Consider the following 19,676-nt stretch of genomic DNA (forward strand, 5'->3'; position numbering starts at 1 on the left):
AGAATGTCCGGGTCCGGTGAAGATCCGGGCATTCCAACCGTTACCCTGTGAGGCTTTATGGACCCGAAGGATCTGCAACTGCTGGTGACCCGTGAAATGCCCTATGGCAAATACAAGGGTCGCGTCATTGCCGATCTACCCGGCCATTACCTCAACTGGTTTGCCCGCGAAGGATTTCCCAAGGGCGAAATCGGCCGCCTGATCCAGCTGATGCAGGAGATCGACCACAACGGTCTGTCACCGCTGCTCGAACCGCTGCGCAAAGCGCACCCGCCCAAGTCTGGAACCCGCTTTCCAGACAAGCCCCCGCGACCCAAGCGGTTCTCCTTCGACTAGCCGTCTTTCTTCCGCCTGAACACCTGAGGCGTTAGGACAGCGCGTTCCGTGCTCGTTGCATTCCAGACGACGCAATCAAGTTGCTATCAACTCGTTATTGATAACGATTATCATAATATATAGCATCCGCATCCTATCTCCGCGTCTGGCGGTTCTTACCAAGGAAAAGAAGAAGAAATGCGGCGTCTTATCGTCCCCGTGCTCTCTCTGCACGCCTTCACCTGCTATGCCCAGGAAACCCCATCCGACTCCGAGCCAGCCTCGTTATCGCAGATGGAAATCACAGCCAACGTGACCGAAAGCGCTCAAGGCCCCGTTGAAGGTTATCGGGCAACCCGTTCGGCCAGTGCCACCCGTACCGATACGGCCATCCACGAGACGCCGCAGTCCATTAGCGTAGTGCCGCGTCAGGTCGTAGAAGATATTGGTGCTACCCGGCTTGAAGATGCCCTGGACTACGCGGGTGGCGTAGAGCGAGGCAACAACTTTGGCGGACAGGGTCTGACTGAGTTCCTGGTGCGGGGCTTTAGTACCCAGGAGTTCTACCGCAACGGCTTTGCCGTCAACCGTGGCTATCCCAACATGCCGGATGCCAGCACGATCGAGCGCCTGGAGGTACTTCGTGGCCCTGCATCCATGCTGTATGGCCGAGGCGACCCGGGCGGCACGTTCAATATTGTCAGCAAGCAGCCCCAGGCCGATCGGAAAACCGTTCTGGGCAGCCAGTTCAACACCCAGGGGCTGCGCCGCGGCACGCTGGACACCACCGGTGCACTGGATGAAAACGCCGAATTTACCTATCGCCTGAATCTGGTGGCTGAAGGCAGCGACAGCTTTCGTGACCATGTGGAAAGCGAACGGTACAACGTAGCGCCCGTGCTGCGCTGGCAGCTGAGCGACCGTACCGCTGTGATCCTAGAGGGCGACTATCTGCACAACCGCCATCCTATGGATCGGGGCGTTACCCGTTATGCCACCCAGGCCGGTCAGCTTCCACGCGATCGTTTCCTGGGCGAGGAGGACGCTGGCAAACTTCGTAATGAAAACGCCACCACCCAGCTGCGTCTGGAACACCAGCTCAATGACGACTGGGCCATTCGTGGCGGCGTGCAGTATCTCGACGGTAGCCTGGACGGCGGTGCCGTAGAGAACAATGGGCTGGCAGCCGATGGCCGCACCATTGGCCGGAACTATAGCGAGCGCACCCTGGAATGGGACGATATAGCCTTTCAGACCAACGTTGAAGGCCACTTCAAGACCGCGGGCTTTGCTCACACCTTGCTGGCTGGTGTCGAGTACGACGATTTCAATTACACATCCTTTATCCGCCGCTCCAGCGGCAGCGTCAGTGCCTTCCCGCTCGACCTCTATGCGCCGGTGTATGGCCAGCCGCTGCCTGCCCTGACCCGTACGACCACCCATGATGACGAGAACCTGAAGTCTTACGCGCTGTACCTGCAGGATCAGGTCGAACTTACCGACCGGCTCAAGGCCCAGGTTGGTGCGCGGCTGGAGCGCTTCGAGCAGCAGTACACGAACTACCTGTCCGCATCAGGCAGCTGGGAGCAGGCACATAACGCCGTCTCGCCTCGCTTCGGCCTGGTGTATGACCTGACCGACTCGCTGGCCGTGTATGCCAACACGGCTCGCTCGTTCAAGCCCAACCGGGGCGCCGATCGCAGCAGCCAGGCCTTCGACCCGGAAAAAGGCATTGCCTACGAGACCGGCATCAAGTACGACGTGCCGGAGCATGACCTGAGTATTACGGCCGCCCTGTTCCATATCACCAAGGAAAACGTCCTTACATCGGACCCGCTCGACAGCAATTACCAGATTGCGGCAGGCGAAGTGCGTAGCCGTGGCTTCGATCTCAGCTTGGCTGGCAATATCACGCCGCAATGGCGCGTTATTGGTGGTTATGCCTATGTCGATGCCGAAGTGACCAAGAGCACGACGTCCACCATGCCTGCCGGCAGCCGTCTGGCAAACGTTCCCAAGCACAGCGTGAATCTGCTCAATACCTATGAATTCGATTCGGGTCTGTTGAGCGGGCTGGGCGTGGGCGTAGGGCTCAAATACGTAAGCGACCGCAAGGGCAGCACCTCGTCTACGGCGTTCGACATGTCGTCCTATACCGTTGTCGACTTGCTTGCCTATTACCCGCTGACAGACCGTATTCGCCTGAACCTCAACCTCGACAACGTCTTTAACGAGGAATACGACGAGCGTGCCTGGGGTTCGATCTGGGCCTACCCCGGAGCGCCACGCACCCTGCAGGCCGGGGTTTCCATCACCTTGTAAGCCGAACGCGGCGTGTGCCGGATTCATCGCCTGCACACGCTTCGCTTTTATCGAAACGCTGTATCCCGTCACGCTCGCTACAGGAACCTCGACATGAATACCAAGCACACCCTGGTGGCCGCCACCCTTGCGTTGTCCGTTTTCAGCGGCTCGCTGTTTGCCCATGCGCTCTGGCCGGAGGAGCGCCGCGGCCAGATCGAAGTGGTCTTTGGCGAAGGCGCCGAAGAGGACGCCTATGACCCGGCCCGGATTTCTGGTGCCTGGGCATACGACACCTCCGGCAAGCCCGTACCGATCACGGTTGAAAAGCAAAGCGACCATGCGCGTCTGAAACCGGCCGCTACACCAGCGGTGCTGGCGGTTGCGCTGGACAATGGCTATTGGGCACAAGGCCAGGACAAGAAGTGGGTGAACAAGGGAGCAACTGAGGTATCGGGCGCCCTTGCCTCAGGACGCTATTACAAGTACAGCCTCGCGGTTATGGAAAAAGGCGCCAAGCTGCCCTCTCTGGACGCACTTAAATTCGCCATTATTCCTCAGCGCGATCCATTGGCCGTAGAGCCCGGTGAGACGCTGGAGGTGCAAGTCCTGCTCGACGGCAAGCCCGCCTCCGGTATCAAGCTGTACGACGATGTGATCAACGACCCTGATCACGTCAGCGTCACGACCGATGCCCAGGGCCGGGCACAGATTACGGTGCGCCATCATGGTCGTAACGTGATCGGCGCCAACACGGAGGTCAAGCAGGACGACCCCAACGGCCGCGTGCGCGGGATGTTTTCCACCCTGGTCTTTGTCAGCCCGAGCGACCACCACCATTGATGCCGGCGTAGACCTCTGAAACAGCCCAGTTATCGAAAAGCCGTTCAAGTGCATTTCGGTAACCGGGCTGTCAGTACCGGCCGAACGCAGTATGATCCGTGCTCCGCTGATCGCGAAGTCTGCCATGCGCCTGTCCCGTTCCTCGCGTCTGTTTGTTGCCTCGCTCGTCATCGTGGCCGGTGCCGTGCTGGTGGCCTATGCCGCCACACGTCAGGCTGAGCGCTATGCCCTGCGCGAAGCCGGTGCCCTGAGCGAAGAGCAGCTGCACCTTTATGCCCGCAACCTGCAAACCCTGATCGACCGCTACCGCTCCTTACCCGCCGTTCTGGCACTTGATCCCGAGATGAGCCAGAGTCTGGCCGGGCCCCTGAGTACCGAAGCCCAGCATCGGCTCAACCTTAAGCTCGAACAGCTCAACCGGGCCGCTGGCTCATCCACGTTGGAACTGCTCGACCGCACGGGTCTTGCCGTGGCTGCCAGTAACTGGCGCCTGCCCACCAGTTATGTAGGGCATAACTACGGGTTTCGTCCCTATTTTCTACAGACGCGCACCCGGGGAGCGGGTCGTTTCTATGCAGTAGGCGTCACCACAGGCATACCCGGCTACTTTCTCTCCCAGGCGGTGACGGCCGATGACGGCACCTTTCTTGGGGCCATTGTGGTCAAGCTGGAGTTTCCAGAGCTTGAACACTCCTGGAGCCAGCAGCCGGATATCATCCTGGTAAGCGATGTGCGTGGAATCGTGTTTATCGCCAACCAGCCGGGGTGGCGCTACCGCATCCTCGAGTCGCTAAGGCCCGATGACCATGCCGAACTTGAGGAGACCCGGCAGTACAACCGTCAGCCCTTGTTGCCGCTCACTTATCAGCCCATGAACACCCTGGCGCAGAATCAGCGCCTCACCCGGGTCCACGGTCCCCTGGGCGTGCAGGATTTTCTCTGGACCTCACTGCCCCTCACCGAAGAAGGCTGGACGCTGCACCTGCTGCGTGACCGCTCTCGTCTTCCTGCCACGGCCCAAACCACGGGCCTTGCGGCCGCCGGTGCCTGGTTTGCCTTGGTCTTCGCCCTGCTCTTTCTTCAGCAGCGACGGCGTCTGGCCCGTGAGCGCCAGCGCAGCCGTGATGAGCTGGAGCGTCTGGTCGAGGCCCGTACCGCCGACCTGCGAACCGCCCAGGACGGTTTGATCCAGGCTGCCAAACTGGCCGCGCTCGGGCAGATGTCCGCCGCCCTCGCCCATGAGCTGAACCAGCCGCTCACAGCCCAGCGCATGCAGCTGGCCAGCGTTCGCCTCCTGCTCGACCAGCAGCGTCACGATGAGGCTCGCCAGAGCCTTATCCGTATCGATGAACTCCTGGGTCGCATGGCTGCGTTGACCGGTCATCTGAAAACCTATGCCCGCAAGACGCCTGCCGGTCTTCGCGAACCGCTGGATCTGGCCTGCGTAGTAGACAAGTCCTTCGAGCTATTGGCGCCCCGGGTCCAGAACGAGCGGGTCGACGTCAGCCTGCGCATGAGCCGGCCCGCCAAGGTGCGGGGTGATGCCATCCGTCTTGAGCAAGTGCTCGTCAATCTTCTGCGCAATGCACTGGATGCCATAGCGGATAAATCGATTCGCCAGCTGGATATTGCCCTGACACCCGAGCGAGGCCGTTGGCTGCTATCCGTCACGGATTCCGGCGGCGGGATCGCGGAAGAACATCTGAGCCAGGTTTTCGATCCGTTCTTCACCACCAAGCCGGTCGGTGAAGGATTGGGCCTTGGCTTAGCCGTGTCGTACGCTATCGTCCACGAACTGGGCGGCGAGCTGACGGTTGACAATACGGCCCAGGGCGCGCGTTTTATGTTGACCCTGCCCATGGTGATCGAAGAGGACCCAACATGACGGACCGCGTAATCGTCATCGATGATGAATCCACTATCCGGGAAGCCATCCAGCAATGGCTGCAACTCTCGGGATTCGAGGTCGCGTTGTACGCCAGCGCCGAGGCCTGCCTGGCGCAGCTGACGCCCGACTTCGCCGGTGTGATCATCAGCGATGTCCGCATGCCCGGCCTGGACGGGCTCTCCTTGCTCGAGCAGCTTCAGACCCTGGACAAGGACCTGCCGGTCATCCTGCTGACCGGCCACGGCGATGTGACCATGGCCGTCGAAGCGATGCGCCAGGGTGCCTATGATTTCCTGGAAAAGCCTTTCAGCCCCGAGGCCTTGCTCGGCAGCCTCAAGCGCGCCCAGGAAAAACGCCGCCTGGTGCTCGAAAACCGGCGCCTGCACGATCACTCGGACCAGAAAGCTCAGCTGGCTGCACGGCTGATCGGCTATTCACGCCCCATGGAAACGCTACGCAGACAGGTGCTTGAACTGGCCAATACGCCCGTCAATATCCTTCTGCGGGGTGAAACGGGTAGCGGCAAGGAGCTGGTCGCCCGCTGCCTGCATGACTTCAGCACCCGTAGCGCCAAGCCCTTTGTGGCGCTCAACTGTGCCGCCATCCCCGATACACTGTTCGAGGCCGAGCTGTTCGGGCATGAGAGTGGCGCCTTTACCGGGGCAACCGGCAAGCGGATCGGCAAACTGGAACATGCTAACGGCGGCAGCCTGTTTCTCGACGAGATCGAAAGTATGCCTCTCGCCCAGCAGGCCAAGCTGCTGCGGGTCTTGCAGGAGCAGCAGCTGGAGCGGCTCGGCTCCAATCAGAGCATTCCTGTGGACCTGCGCATCATTGCCGCCACCAAGCCTGATCTGCTGGAAGAAGCCCGTGCCGGCCGGTTCAGAGAGGACCTTGCCTACCGTCTCAACGTAGCGGAGCTTTACCTGCCACCGCTGCGCGAGCGCCGCGAGGACATCCCCCTCCTGTTCGAGCATTTTCTCCAGCAGGCTGCCAAACGTCTGGACCGCGAGCCCGGCACGCCCAGTGGTAACCAGTTGGCCCGCCTTCTGGCCCATGACTGGCCGGGCAATGTCCGGGAGCTGGCCAACGCAGCCGAGCGGCATGTGCTGGGCCTGGATAGCGGCGCTCCGCAATCAACGGCGGACCTTTCCCTCTATGAGCAAATGGAAGCCTTCGAGGCGCAATGCCTGCGTAATGCGCTGGCCCGGCACAAAGGCGACATAAAGGCGGTACTGGAGGAACTCAAGCTTCCACGTCGTACCCTCAATGAAAAAATGCAGCGCCATGGGCTGATGCGGGAAGTCTTTCTGGAAGCCGACGGCTGACCCAGACGCAACCAGCGGCGACCATAGGCGGAAATCCGCTTATGGTTTAAGGGCCTTCGGCAAGATTCCGCTTACATCCTCCTCTACAACCCGCTGGATACGGCCAGCACCCTGATGGCACGTCTCGTGCAGTCAGGATGACAAGCCGTGCGTTCACGCAGCGGCATACAACAATGATAAGAGAGGATTCCGAATGGAAAGCACCGCCACCCTGGCCACGGGCGTAACGCCCAAGACCACGTCACAGCGCATCAAATCCATCTTTAGTGGCTCCGTTGGTAACCTGGTCGAATGGTACGACTGGTACGTCTATGCCGCCTTCTCGCTTTATTTCGCCAAGGCCTTCTTTCCGCAAGGCGACCTCACCGCTCAACTGCTGAACACGGCCGCCATCTTTGCCGTAGGTTTTCTGATGCGTCCCATCGGCGGCTGGCTGATGGGCGTTTATGCCGATAAAAAAGGGCGTAAGGCTGCGTTGATGCTGTCGGTCGTCATGATGTGCGGCGGCTCGCTGATCATCGCACTCACGCCCAGCTATGCCACCATCGGGGTAGCCGCTCCCGTCCTGCTGGTGCTGGCCCGCCTCTTACAAGGGCTTTCCGTGGGGGGCGAATACGGCACCTCCGCCACGTACCTCAGTGAGATGGCGACCAAGGAACGCCGTGGCTTTTTCTCCAGCTTCCAGTACGTCACACTGATCTCAGGCCAGCTCATCGCCCTGGCAGTATTGATCATCCTGCAGCTGACGTTGACCAACGAGCAGCTGGAAAGCTGGGGCTGGCGCATTCCGTTCCTGATCGGTGCGGCCTGCGCTGTCACCGCGCTATACCTGCGCCGTGGAATGGAAGAAACCGCCTCCTTCAAGAAAAAGGATGAAAGCGTCGTCCAAGAAAGCCTGATGCGTACGCTGATGCGCCACCCCAAGGAGCTGCTGACCGTGGTAGGCCTGACCATGGGCGGCACCCTGGCGTTCTACACCTACACCACCTACATGCAGAAGTATCTGGTAAACACCGTAGGCATGAGCAAGTCCGACTCGACCATGATTTCGGCGGCCACGCTGTTTCTCTTCATGCTGCTGCAACCCGTAGTAGGCGCGCTGTCCGATAAGATCGGCCGTCGCCCCATCCTGATCGCCTTCGGGGTACTGGGCACGATATTCACCGTTCCGATCCTGTCTGCGCTGCACACCATCCAATCCATGTGGGGCGCGTTCTTCCTGATCATGGCGGCACTGGTCATCGTCAGCGGCTACACCTCGATCAATGCGGTGGTGAAAGCCGAACTGTTCCCCACTGAAATCCGTGCCCTGGGTGTGGGTCTGCCCTATGCACTGACCGTTTCGATCTTTGGCGGCACCGCGGAATACGTAGCCCTGTGGTTCAAGAGCATCGGCATGGAGACCGGCTACTACTGGTATGTTACCGGCTGTATCGCCTGCTCGCTTCTGGTCTACCTGTTCATGAAAGACACACGCGACCACTCTCGCATTACCCACGAGTAACCCCTCCCCAAAAGGCCCCGCAAGGGGCCTTTTTTGTCGCAGCCAGCATCAATCAGGACGCTTTTGCCATAACTAGGGGATAGCCCTTGCGCAAGGCATGGTCCATGATCCGAACAGCATTTCTTGTGGCTTCGGATTGTTTATGAGGGTTATCACCCGGCTGGTATCGTCCTTTCGTCAAACCTGGCAGCACCTGAGCGAACGACTCGGCGATGCTGAAAACCTGAGTACCCTGCTCTGGGCCATCCCGATCGGGATCGTCGGGGCGCTGGTCACGCTGGGCTTCCGCCATGCGATTGACCTCATCCATCTCGCGGCCTTCGGCAAAACGGCCGACGTGGTCGAGCTGGCCCAGTCCAGCGAATGGTACATGCGCCTGATCGTGCCTACTCTGGGCGGGATCGTGGCGGGCTTCCTGCTCCTGCTCAGTCGACGCTATACCAAGGCCACGGCGCATTCGGACTATATGGAAGCCATCACCTTGGGCGATGGCCGTATCCCGGTTCGGCAGACGCTGGCACGCAGTTCATCTTCACTGTGCTCGATTGCCACCGGCTCCTCTATCGGACAAGAAGGCCCCATGGTGCAGCTGGCCGCCCTCTGCGCCTCTTTGGTGGGTCGCTTTCGCACGATCTCACCGGAGCAGATGCGGACCCTGGTGGCCTGCGGGGCCGCAGCCGGGATCACCTCTGTATACAACGCCCCGATTGCCGGTGCCTTCTTCGTGGCAGAGATCGTATTAGGCTCCATCGTGGCGGAGCGCATGCCTCCGCTGATCATGGCGTCCGTGGTAGCCAACCTCACCATGCGCTCGCTGCCGGGGTATCACTCGATCTACAGCGTACCGCTGTTCGAGCCCCTGAGCCTGTCGCAAGACCTGATGTTCATCCTGCTGGGGATTCTGCTCGGCGCGCTGGCCCCGCTCTTTCTCTGGCTGCTAGAACACTCGCGCAAGCGAATCGACCAGATTCACCTGCCGCTGCCCGTCAAGCTGGGGTGCGGCGGCCTCGTGGTCGGCCTGATTTCAGTCTTCTATCCACAGACCTGGGGTAACGGCTATAGCGTCATCAATGACTTCATCAACCACCCATGGCCCTGGACAGCCGTGGCGGCTCTGCTGGTCTTCAAGGTCCTGGCGACAACCGCCTCAGCCGGTACGGGAACGGTAGGCGGCATTTTCACGCCGACCTTGTTTGTCGGCGCCGCCATCGGTGTGCTGTTTGCCAGCCTGGTCGAGCATCTCGCCCCTACCCTGCATGCGCCAACCTTTACCTATGTCGTGGTCGGCATGGGCGCGTTTCTCGCTGCCACCAGCCGGGCGCCGCTCATGGCAATCCTCATGGTGTTCGAGATGACGTTGAGCTATGACATCGTGCTGCCGTTGCTGCTGTGCGTGGTGGCTGGCTACTACATCAGCGGCGCATTCTCGCCCCGCTCCATGTACGCCGTGACCGCCAAAAACAACGAACTCTGGAAAGCCCGTAACCAGACGCGCAACCTCAAGGTTAAAGCCATTCTTAACGAGGGCGCTCAAACCGTACCAGCATCAGCCACGCTGGAAGAAGTGCTGCAAACGTTCCGCGAACAGATCGTCAAGTTTGTGTACGTAATCGACGAAAATGGCCTGCTGGTCAAGATCGTCGCGCTGCGAGACCTCAACAGAGCCCAGGCGGCTGGAACACTTGATGCCAACCTGCTCGCCAGGGACCTGCCGGGTCATACGCTTCCCCTGCTGCACCCTTACGATAACCTCACGGTTGCCCTGGAAGCCTTCCTGAACCATCCCGGCGAACGCCTGCCGGTGGTAGAAAGCCAGGCCTGCCCCAGGCTTTTGGGCTATATATCGAAAAGTCAGGTCCTGGCGCACCTGAAGCTGTATTTATAAGGCGGGTTTTGCAGGGTATCGCCCCGGTGGCAATGCCCTGCTGTCTCTTGCGTCAGGCGTTAATGCGGGAAGACCCAATCTTCTCTCACCTTTTCACCTTTGTGCTGTCCAAGCCATCATCTATCGAGCGTCCCGCGCCGTGCCTGCACATTCAGGCCCTGCGCACTCGATTCGTTGTATTGATTCACCCTGACAGGAGTGGCCTGCATGACACTAAGCGAATTAATGGGAACACTCCGCTTTCTCAAGGATGCCGAGATGCTGAAGGATACCCTTCGCACCGCCTATACCCGCTCGGGAAAGCAGGAGAGCACCGCGGAACACACCTGGCGGCTATGCCTCATGGCCATGGTGTACGAAGACGAACTCCAAGGCATCGACTTTGCCAAGCTGCTGAAAATCTGCCTTATCCATGACCTGGGCGAAGCCATCAGCGGTGATATTCCGGCCGTGCTACAGCGACCGGGCCTGAGCAAGTCCGGGCAGGAACGCCAGGACTTGCAAACCCTGCTGGCCTCGCTCCCTGCGGAGCGTCAGGAACGTTTTCTGGCGTTGTGGGACGAGTACGAGAACGGCTCCTCTCCAGAGGCCAAGCTTGCCAAGGGCCTGGATAAGCTCGAGACCATTCTCCAGCACAACCAAGGCTTGAATCCGCCAGACTTCGACTATGGCTTCAACCTGAACTACGGCCGCCAATACACCTCCGCACACCCGTTGCTGGCTGCCATCCGTGAGCAGCTGGATGAAGAAACCGAGCGCAGAACAGTCGCTCACTAGGCTTACATGAGATGAAACCGGGCCTTGCCGGCCCGTTTTGCCTCATACATGGCCGTGTCGGCAGTCTTGATAAGGTCGTCCGCCGAGAGGGCAGAGCCCGGCGTGTAGAGCGTGATGCCAATACTGGCACTTACTCTGGCCTCGTAGTCTCCCAGCCAGATCGGCGCCTGAATCTTTTCAAGCAGAAGGCTGGCCAGACGACACGCATCACTTGCGCCATCCACAAGCCCTTCCAGCATGACCGTGAACTCATCGCCGCCCAAGCGGATGACTTCATCGGACTTGCGGACGCCCTCTTGCAAGCGCTTTGCGATTTCACGCAGCAGCGCATCGCCGGCATCATGTCCCCGGGCATCGTTGACGGCCTTGAAACCATCCAGATCGAGAAAGAGTAGCGCCAGATCCACCTTGTTCCGCTCAGCTCGCGTAATGGCCTTGGGCAAGACGTCCATCAGGGCACGACGATTCAATAGTCCCGTCAGTGCATCATGGCGCGCTTCGTATTCACGTCTTGCTTCAGCCGCCTTGCGCTCGGAAATATCGTGCAGGAAAGCGCTGAAAAAGGACTGCCCCTCTACATTCAGAGCTCGGATACGCACCTCGACCGGAATATCAGACCCATCACGCCGTATGGCAGGCAGTTCCAGGCGCTGGTTGAGCACCTTAGCCTCACCGGTCGACAAATAACGGGCCATTCCCACCCGATGCGCTTCGCGCAGGGCAGGCGGAATAATCATGTCACTCAACGGCTGGCCCAGAGCTTCTTCCACCGTCCAGCCAAAGGTTTCGACTGCCTGACGATTCCAGGCTGTGACAATCCCCGCCTCGTCAATACGGACATAGGCATCATTGGCATGCTCGATCACGCTGCTGAGTTCTGCCTCACGCCGACGAAGCGCCTGCTCAGACTGTAGCTGGTGCGCCATTGCCTGGGATAGCTGCTCATTGGCACGTTGAAGCTCATGGGTTCGAAGCACTACACGCTGCTCCAGATCCTCCTTTAGAGCCGCCAGGGCCTCTTCGGCTTCCTTGCGCGCATGAACATCGATAATGATCGCGACGATGCTGCTGGCATTGCCGTCGTGATCCTCCAGACGGCTTACACTCAGCCGGACCCATACCGGCTCGCCCTGCTTATTGAGCGCCCGCCGCTCAAGGTCGATGGCATCGATCCTGCCGGTACTGAGCCACTCGGCCAACTGCCTGAACTCCTCCAGGTCGTCCGGATGAATAAGCTCCCAGAACGTCAGCGTTTGCAGCTCCTCGCGGCTGTAACCAAGGATGCGGCAGAGCGCATCGTTGATATCGATCCACTGATCATTCCTGCCTACCAGAGAGATGCCTACGGCAGCCCGTTCGAAAATGGCGCGAAAGCGCGCCTCACGTGTCTCGAACACCGCTTTCGACCGTTTGACGTGACGGCGGGCCAGCAGGGTTGTTTCGCGCAGCTGAACCTCATGACAGACCAGGGCGGCCAGGTCGTTGAGCACCTCAAGCTCTTCTGCCTCCAGCCTGCGCGGTGTTGTGTCCATGACACACAGTGCACCGAGCGCCAGTCCTTCGATACTCGTGATGGGGATCCCGGCATAAAAGCGAATATGCTTGCCACCCTTGACGAGATGATGGTTTTTAAACCGCTCATCCAGCGTTGTGTCTTCGATAAAGATAGCCTGCTGCGCCAATACCGTATGAGCGCAGAAAGAGGACTCCCGACTGGTTTCCACGATATCCAGGCCAATCTGGGACTTGAACCATTGCCGCTTGTCATCCACCAGCGAGATATAGGCGATGGGCATACCCAGTGTACGTACCGCCAGCCGGGTAATCCGGTCGAAAAAAGGCTCGGCAGGCGAATCCATCAGCTCAAGCGCATTCAGGACGCGCAAGCGTTCGGTTTCGTAAGAAGGATCGGCTGCTGGCAACATGGCAATGGTCAGGCTAAAGCGGGACTATTTCACAGTCTGACAGATAAGCAGCCGTTTCTGCTCATGGTTTCGTCAGGCCACAGTATGTCATTGATAGCGTTTTGATCCGATAACCTGAACCAGTACGCCCTGTCATGTCTCGAACCATAACGTTTCAGTATCAGGTATCCATGAGCGCATGACTTTCATTCAATGGGCAGGCGTACTCAGTACGTTACTGCTGGTTCTGGCCCTGGCATCGGCCTACCTTCGCTGGCTTCCTGTCACTACATCCGTCGTTTGCCTGGCATTTGGCATTGCTATTGGCCCGCTGGGGCTGGGCCTCTGGCAGGAAAGCTTTCAGGACGTGGCCCCCTGGATGGAGCATCTGACGGAAGTTGCCGTTCTGATCTCCCTGTTCGTGACCGGACTCAAATTGCGATTACCCCTGACAGACCCGGCCTGGCGCGGTGCCTACATGCTGGCCGGACCGATCATGCTGTGCTGTATTACCGGCAGTACCCTGGTCTGTCACTACCTGTTTGGTCTCAACTGGGGCACCTCCCTTCTCATCGGCGCGGCACTGGCCCCTACCGACCCTGTCCTGGCCGGGCTCGTCCAGGTCGTTCATGCCCGGGACTTCGACCGGGTGCGCTACTCGCTGTCCGGTGAGGCGGGCCTCAATGACGGCACGGCCTTTCCGTTTGTTGCCCTGGCCCTGCTGGTCATGCACCACGATAGCGTACAGGCTGACTGGCTGGGTGAATGGGTTCTGCATCGCCTGCTCTGGGCCGTGCCTGCAGGCCTTCTAATCGGCTACACCCTGGGGCGGTTGATGGGGCGATTCTCCATTTACCTGCGGATCAAGCACCGCGATAGCGTCATCTCTCCCAATGACTTTCTTGCACTGGCCCTGATAGGTCTGGCCTATGTACTGGCCGATCTGGTCGGCGCCTGGGGCTTTCTTGCCGTGTTTGCAGCGGGCGTGGGGTTGCGTCGAGTGGAGGTCTCATCCTCCGGCCACGCCAAGATTCCAGCCGAGGAGCAGACCCAGCCGGTACTGGGTCACATGACCGGATCGGTCGTACAGGCCAATCAGCTCGACCAGGACAAACTGAGCAGCCCCACCGTGGCAGCCGGTGTGCTGATGGGTGACATGCTGGCCTTTGGCAACCTGCTGGAACGCTCCCTGGAAGTGTTGCTGGTCACGCTGCTGGGCGTATTGCTCTACCCCCACTGGGATTGGCGCGCGGCAGGGCTGGCGCTGATATTGTTCTGCGCGATCCGCCCTTTAAGTGTGTACTTGCTGATGGGTCGACGTTGGGCGACCCCTGCCCAGCGCACACTGATCGGCTGGTTCGGCATACGAGGGATCGGCAGCCTGTACTACCTGAGTTATGCCCTGAACCACGGCCTTACGGAAGGCTCACTCAAGGACAGTATCGACATCACTTTGACCGTCGTAACTATCAGCATCCTGCTGCACGGAGTCACTACCCAGCCCTTGCTGGATCGCTATGAGCGTAAACATGCGAAAGAACAGGCATGAGCTAGCGCGCGGGGCTTATACCGTGTCGGTAAGTGCTTTGACCGTGTCGATGACTTTGAAGACGTCGAAAGGCTTTTCGAAGATGGCATTGAACAGATGCTGGTTCTGCTGAGCGATATGCGCCTGCGCACCGGTGGTCAGGATGATGGGTATCGCCTTGAGATCGGGATGGTCGTGAATGGCCTGGGCCAACTCCATGCCATTCATCAAGGGCATCATGAAATCCGTGATGACCAGCGCAGGCTGCTCGCGCAGCAAGGCATCCAGCGCCTTTTGGCCATTGCTGGCCGTTTTGACCTGGAACCCGGCATCCTCAAGCGCGAACGAGAGAATTTCTGCGATTAAAAACTCATCATCGACCACCAGAATCGTCGTCATGTATTTACCTTCCCTGTAATGACGACGTCAGCCCTGACTGTTCGACGTTGCTGAGCCTGAAAGAACCATCTCCGCATTTCTGAAAGCCTTAGCTAAATCAATACCACTATCACTGATAACAATTTCACGAAGTGACGGGTCGAAGTGGCTGTCCCGCACCTTCAATATGGAAATGACCCGCTTGAGTTCGGCATTCAATTCCGCATAGCGCATCATGAACAGATTGTCTGTAATGCCTGACAGTTCAGGCGCAGGCGCGTGAATATCCGACCCGAAGAGGTCTTTCATCTCCCACGTGCCATACACTGTGACACCCATAGACCTGAGCTGGTTGGTGAGCGCGGTAAAGAATTCCATGAGTCGATCCTCCTTGCTGGCCATGCGAGCAATGGCGCCGAGGCTGTCAATCAATAACCGCCTGGCCTTCAATCGGCGGACCTCATCAATAATCTGATGGCCTACTTTATCCAGCTGCAACTCAACCGTTGGCTGCCAATGAATATGTACAGCGCCGCTATCGATCAGGCCGCCCAGATCCAGCCCTATACTGCGTGCCTTGATGCGGAGCCGGTCTGGCGTCTCGTAAAACCCGAAGATCACGCCAGGTTCCTCCAGAGAGGACTGGGCAATAAAGCTCAGGCCCATGGAGGTTTTGCCGCTGCCTGACGGCCCCATCAGCAAGGAGATGGAGGATTGACTAAGGCCTCCTGCAAGCATCTGGTCAAAACTGGTCAGCCCTGTGCCGACTCGGCGCTCATCAATCTGTTCCGGACGATAAGGCGTGTTGTAGACAGCCTCGAGCCTTGGATAGACCACAAACCCATCTTCAGTGATCTGATACTCATGCAGCCCGGCAATCGCAGGGCTACCACGCGTCTTGCGCAGGCTCATGCGACGAATGGAGCGCACGCCACGAATCTCCTCGCCCACGTCCAGCACACCGTCGACCATGGTCAACTCGGGGCTGCCGTCATCGAGACGTGAGCTGGTCAGGAACAGAACCGTACAATTGGCAAAGGCGGCATGGGCCTGCAATTCGGCAATAAATCGCTTCGTGTCCAAAGGCGTTTCGGCTCTGGAGCGGGCATTGAGCAGTCCATCGACCACCAGCAGCGTCGCCTTTTGCCGGGAGATCTCCCGGCGCAGCAGCTTGACGACCGGCTCCAGCCCTTCCTGCTCCATGGTGTCGAACGCACTAAGGTATTGGATATCACCGCCGATCTGGCTGTGATCGAAAAAGCTGAGCGTGGAAAGAAACTGGAACATCCGCTCATGGGATTCGGACAACAACGTGGCGAACAGGACACGCTCACCCTTGCGCACATGGTTGAAGGCAATCTGATTGGCCAGAATTGTCTTGCCAGAACCCGGACGGCCCTGAATGACATATGACGCGCCGGCCACAAAGCCGCCCCGTAATAAGGTATCCAGCCCCTCGATTCCACTTTCCAGGCGCGTTAGTTGCTTCAATTCGATTGGCCCTGCCAGAGAGTAAAAGATCATTGATCGACCACACCGTGGCGGTCTGAACAGGTCGACAAGACTATGGCTCAGCGCCTGAAATATCCAGATGAATGCTTCGGAGAGAGGCCCAGGGTACTTATCAGAGATGACAAATGAGCAGGAGTTCTCAGACGGCAACGCCTGGGGCACCACGCCTGTAGAGACGGGAGCGGTAGCTGCCGCTCCCTGAGGAGAATGTTACTTGTCTGGCTGAGGCGTCATGCGCAGGTAGGGGCGCAGCGCCTGATAGCCTTTCGGGAAGCGCTGCTTGATCTCGTCTTCATCCTTGAGCGAAGGCACGATCACCACATCGCCACCCTGCTCCCAGTTGGCTGGCGTAGCCACCTTATGGTTATCGGTCAGCTGCAGCGAATCGATCACCCGCAGGATCTCATTGAAGTTACGTCCCGTGCTGGCGGGGTACGTGATGATCAGCCGGACCTTTTTGTTCGGGTCGATGACAAACAACGAGCGAACCGTCAGCGAGTCGTTCGCGTTCGGATGGATCATGTCGTACAGGCCCGACACTTTCCGATCTTCATCGGCAATAATGGGAAAGTTGACGGTGGTCTTCTGAGTGTCGTTGATGTCATCGATCCAGCGGCGGTGAGAATCAGCCGGATCGACCGACAGGGCAATGACCTTGACGTTTCGGGCTGCGAATTCGTCCTTTAGCTTGGCCGTGAACCCAAGCTCTGTCGTACAGACGGGCGTGAAATCGGCCGGGTGCGAGAACAGCACGCCCCAGCTATCGCCCAGCCACTCGTGAAAACGAATACGGCCTTCGCTGGAATCCTGTTCGAAATCGGGTGCTATATCGCCCAATCTAAGGCTCATGGTGATCCTCCAGTATCGGTTCAAGGGGCCACCTGCCTGCGCAGATGGTCCGGATAAGTTAAGCCCGGTATCGTGACGTTCGCTCGATTTGATGCTGCAGCTGGTACAGGAATGTGAAACCGTCCTCCCAGCGTTCATGACCGGACTTCACATTGATGTGACCGACATCGGCCAGGATCGTTGAGGCGGCACCCCAGGTATTCGCCAGATAACGCGCGCGCTCCGGTGTGGCAGCCGGGTCGTTACCGGAGCCGACAAGCAGCGCCGGAAACGGCAGAGCCTGCCGAGGCAATGGCGCAAAATTCTTTAGCGGCGCGGGACAGGCCGGTCGCTCGACGTCTGCAGGTGCAACCAGCAACGCACCGACTACATGCTGTCTTGTTTCAGGGTCGGCCTGCTCGGCCCAATGGGCCACGGTTGCACAGCCCAGGCTGTGGGCGATCAGGATAACCGGAGCGTGGCAGGCCTTCAGACTGCGCTCCAGCTCATCCACCCATTCCTGACGTTGCGGCGTGAACCAATCCTTTTGCTCTACCCGAGAGCAATCAGGCAGAACACGCTGCCAGTGGCTTTGCCAATGATTGGCAGGCGAGCCCTGCCAGCCGGGAACGATCAGATAGTGTATCGGGGTGGTGCCCATGGCGATGCCTCTACAGGAGTCATGCCAGCAGTGTACGCACACCTAAAATACGCACAAAGAATAAGTAATAATTGATTTATTCTTTAATGGAATATGGCTTATTCCTCGACAGGCTGCTATGCGTGTCCTGGATGATTACGCCTCCTATGCCATTGGTCTTCTTTATTACCATCAGCCCGTAATATCTGAACTCCCGGCGGATATCCCTCTCCTTACCTAGGAAGGCTGTTGATCATCAATAGCCGAATCAGGGTTCCCCCTGGAGAATTCAAATGACTGCTAAAAACGACAACCCAGGAAATTTTGCCAACGACCGCGAAAAAGCCTCCGAAGCAGGCAAGAAAGGGGGTCAGAACAGCGGCGGTAACTTTGCCAACGATCGGGAGAAGGCCTCTGAAGCAGGCAAAAAAGGTGGCCAGAACAGCCATGGCGGCGGCCGCAGCTAGTAGCTGAGTGGTTGAGCGGAGGCCCAGCTTCCGCTCAAGCTCTGTTTTCAGGCGCTGCTGAAGACACTTCCTACCGTTTGAATAAATCCACGCTTTTACCAACCTCTAATACCCCTCTTTGATCATCACCCTCCCTGACATGACCTGATCGCTCGCTTCAGACGTATCTGCCTGAGCGGCCTGCTCTTTGGAGTATTTCGGCCTCCAGAGAAGAGCTCAAGCGCATGAGGGTCTGGTATAGCCTCTCTAAAATAGAGCTACACACAGACATCTGCCTTAAGCGTGTAAAGGTAATAACCTGATGAGGGCAATTGGGAATTGCCGGAGGGCTTATGAATTAAATTGGCAGAACAGACACACCGATAACCAGAGCTTAAAAAACAATATCGGTAAATTCATCTTCCTATGGTTTGCACAATAGCGGCATCGCTGAACTCTTCCATCCGCAACAATTTCAGCGAAGCGAGAAACGCATGAGCCTGATGTTCATGGCGAAATTCAATAGATGGCCGCTGGGATTCAGTACACATAGCCGGTATGTTTCTTTCCTGCCATACCACCGTGACCAACTTTCCTCGTAATGAACAGCTATGTAGCGTTCTTCCGTCACTGGTCTTGATTGTCCAGGCAGTCATGAAGTACCTGTATAGTTAATGAATAACCGTTGCGCCTCGTTAAACTTTGGCCAGACTATTCTTTCTTCGAATATCAAACTGATTATCTATTTCACGCTTGATGCCCGTCACCCACACTTGCGCCTCAGCCTGGCTCATTTGATAAGGTGAACTATTTCGTCTGGCTTCTAGAATGGTAATACCGCTTTGCTGATTGAAGATGCGCACGGCGAAGCCTTTTTCGCTCTCTTCCAGCACTTGGAAACCCAAGGGCAGAAACTGCGACTTCATATAGGTGAGAACAGGGGCTGATACGTCAGTCGACATGAATTTTCCTTACGCTAATAAACGTGAAAAACCCCGGCTTGGCGGGGCCTTATGTCAACGCTCTCTGACCTGTCCCGCTTCGAAGCCCTTAGGCCCTACGATCAACTGATAACTCACAAGCTGGCCTTCATTCGGACCTCTGAAGCTTCGGTTTTCAAAAGAGTTCGTATGAATGAAAAGGTCTGGTCCTTCTTGCGGAATAATAAAGCCAAATCCTTTATCTTCACTAAACCACTTAATAGTGCCTTGATGTCTAATGGACATGATTTTTCTCCTGGGTATGAATCACGGCAGCCTTTGAAATGCGCCGAGACTGCACCTAACGGGCAGAGGAACCGAGGAGATGATTTCAGACAGGCCATCAAGTCAGCATCGCGGTGACAATTAGCTATACAGTAAGACCACTGTACTCTCTTTCACGTCCATGTGTTGCTTTTATACTGAACCTAGACGGACGGAATAAATAAAAACAGATATGACTATTACTACTCCATTACTTATGCTTCCCAAATATTATAGGACAGCCATTTATTTGGTCTAACACCCTGATTTTATTGAGCAAGTGTTATTTAAATCGTTTTTAGCAGAGAAAAATAATCGAGAAAATAAAAATAAAGGTATACAAGAGCTGAAAAAA

17 protein-coding genes are annotated in these 19,676 nt (G+C 57.7%); 10 read left to right on the plus strand and 7 right to left on the minus strand.

The window, feature by feature from the left end:
- Nucleotides 1-57 precede the first annotated feature (57 nt).
- The 8 genes from JQR90_RS16740 (at nucleotide 58) to JQR90_RS16775 (ending at nucleotide 10,841) form a co-directional block, all read left to right on the plus strand.
- Nucleotides 58-336, plus strand: coding sequence for a DUF3820 family protein (locus tag JQR90_RS16740; protein WP_083397824.1), 279 nt, complete (start codon nucleotides 58-60; stop codon nucleotides 334-336).
- Between the two features lie 177 nt (nucleotides 337-513).
- Nucleotides 514-2,637, plus strand: coding sequence for a TonB-dependent siderophore receptor (locus JQR90_RS16745; RefSeq protein WP_434140147.1), 2,124 nt, complete (start codon nucleotides 514-516; stop codon nucleotides 2,635-2,637).
- Between the two features lie 93 nt (nucleotides 2,638-2,730).
- Complete coding sequence (locus JQR90_RS16750) at nucleotides 2,731-3,459, plus strand: DUF4198 domain-containing protein (RefSeq protein ID WP_312510078.1); 729 nt, start codon at nucleotides 2,731-2,733, stop codon at nucleotides 3,457-3,459.
- Between the two features lie 91 nt (nucleotides 3,460-3,550).
- Nucleotides 3,551-5,344: a sensor histidine kinase gene (locus JQR90_RS16755; protein WP_434140148.1), complete on the plus strand. Its 1,794-nt coding sequence runs from the start codon at nucleotides 3,551-3,553 to the stop codon at nucleotides 5,342-5,344.
- Entirely contained in the window at nucleotides 5,341-6,675 is a 1,335-nt protein-coding gene (locus JQR90_RS16760; RefSeq protein WP_434140149.1) for a sigma-54-dependent transcriptional regulator, read from the plus strand. The genes JQR90_RS16755 and JQR90_RS16760 overlap by 4 nt, the downstream gene beginning before the upstream one ends.
- A gap of 193 nt (nucleotides 6,676-6,868) precedes the next feature.
- Nucleotides 6,869-8,179: an MFS transporter gene (locus JQR90_RS16765; RefSeq protein WP_407362357.1), complete on the plus strand. Its 1,311-nt coding sequence runs from the start codon at nucleotides 6,869-6,871 to the stop codon at nucleotides 8,177-8,179.
- A 142-nt stretch (nucleotides 8,180-8,321) separates the two neighbouring features.
- Nucleotides 8,322-10,064, plus strand: coding sequence for a ClcB-like voltage-gated chloride channel protein (locus JQR90_RS16770; RefSeq protein ID WP_010795821.1), 1,743 nt, complete (start codon nucleotides 8,322-8,324; stop codon nucleotides 10,062-10,064).
- Between the two features lie 207 nt (nucleotides 10,065-10,271).
- On the plus strand, nucleotides 10,272-10,841 hold the full coding sequence (locus JQR90_RS16775; RefSeq protein WP_010795822.1) for an HD domain-containing protein: 570 nt from the start codon (nucleotides 10,272-10,274) through the stop codon (nucleotides 10,839-10,841).
- Between the two features lie 2 nt (nucleotides 10,842-10,843).
- Here JQR90_RS16775 and JQR90_RS16780 read toward each other — a convergent pair whose 3' ends face one another.
- A complete protein-coding gene (locus JQR90_RS16780; protein ID WP_434140150.1) occupies nucleotides 10,844-12,766 on the minus strand; it encodes a PAS domain S-box protein in 1,923 nt (640 codons plus the stop codon).
- 178 nt (nucleotides 12,767-12,944) lie between these two features.
- On the opposite strand from JQR90_RS16780, the gene JQR90_RS16785 reads away from it, so the two are divergent.
- Complete coding sequence (locus tag JQR90_RS16785) at nucleotides 12,945-14,294, plus strand: cation:proton antiporter (protein ID WP_434140151.1); 1,350 nt, start codon at nucleotides 12,945-12,947, stop codon at nucleotides 14,292-14,294.
- A gap of 15 nt (nucleotides 14,295-14,309) precedes the next feature.
- On the opposite strand, the gene JQR90_RS16790 is transcribed toward JQR90_RS16785, so the two are convergent.
- The 4 genes from JQR90_RS16790 to JQR90_RS16805 form a co-directional block, all read right to left on the minus strand.
- Nucleotides 14,310-14,672 carry a response regulator gene (locus JQR90_RS16790; RefSeq protein ID WP_074822007.1) on the minus strand — a complete coding sequence of 121 codons (363 nt, stop codon included), beginning with the start codon at nucleotides 14,670-14,672 and terminating at the stop codon, nucleotides 14,310-14,312.
- Nucleotides 14,673-14,699: 27 nt separating this feature from the next.
- The gene (locus JQR90_RS16795; protein WP_239383404.1) at nucleotides 14,700-16,142 is read right to left on the minus strand and encodes an ATPase domain-containing protein; all 1,443 of its coding nucleotides are present in this window, start codon (nucleotides 16,140-16,142) and stop codon (nucleotides 14,700-14,702) included.
- A 231-nt stretch (nucleotides 16,143-16,373) separates the two neighbouring features.
- On the minus strand, nucleotides 16,374-17,012 hold the full coding sequence (locus tag JQR90_RS16800; protein WP_010795827.1) for a peroxiredoxin: 639 nt from the start codon (nucleotides 17,010-17,012) through the stop codon (nucleotides 16,374-16,376).
- Between the two features lie 58 nt (nucleotides 17,013-17,070).
- Entirely contained in the window at nucleotides 17,071-17,652 is a 582-nt protein-coding gene (locus tag JQR90_RS16805) for an alpha/beta hydrolase (protein WP_434140152.1), read from the minus strand.
- Nucleotides 17,653-17,924: 272 nt separating this feature from the next.
- On the opposite strand from JQR90_RS16805, the gene JQR90_RS16810 reads away from it, so the two are divergent.
- Complete coding sequence (locus JQR90_RS16810) at nucleotides 17,925-18,098, plus strand: general stress protein (protein ID WP_010795829.1); 174 nt, start codon at nucleotides 17,925-17,927, stop codon at nucleotides 18,096-18,098.
- A gap of 674 nt (nucleotides 18,099-18,772) precedes the next feature.
- Here the strand turns inward: JQR90_RS16810 and JQR90_RS16815 are convergent.
- Both JQR90_RS16815 and JQR90_RS16820 read right to left on the minus strand, forming a co-directional pair.
- On the minus strand, nucleotides 18,773-19,039 hold the full coding sequence (locus tag JQR90_RS16815) for a hypothetical protein (RefSeq protein WP_010795831.1): 267 nt from the start codon (nucleotides 19,037-19,039) through the stop codon (nucleotides 18,773-18,775).
- A gap of 54 nt (nucleotides 19,040-19,093) precedes the next feature.
- Entirely contained in the window at nucleotides 19,094-19,303 is a 210-nt protein-coding gene (locus JQR90_RS16820) for a cold-shock protein (protein WP_416615003.1), read from the minus strand.
- Nucleotides 19,304-19,676 lie beyond the last annotated feature (373 nt).

It is taken from the genome of Pseudomonas sp. JZ114, from assembly GCF_051027705.1.
Classification (GTDB): Bacteria; Pseudomonadota; Gammaproteobacteria; order Pseudomonadales; family Pseudomonadaceae; genus Chryseomonas; species Chryseomonas luteola.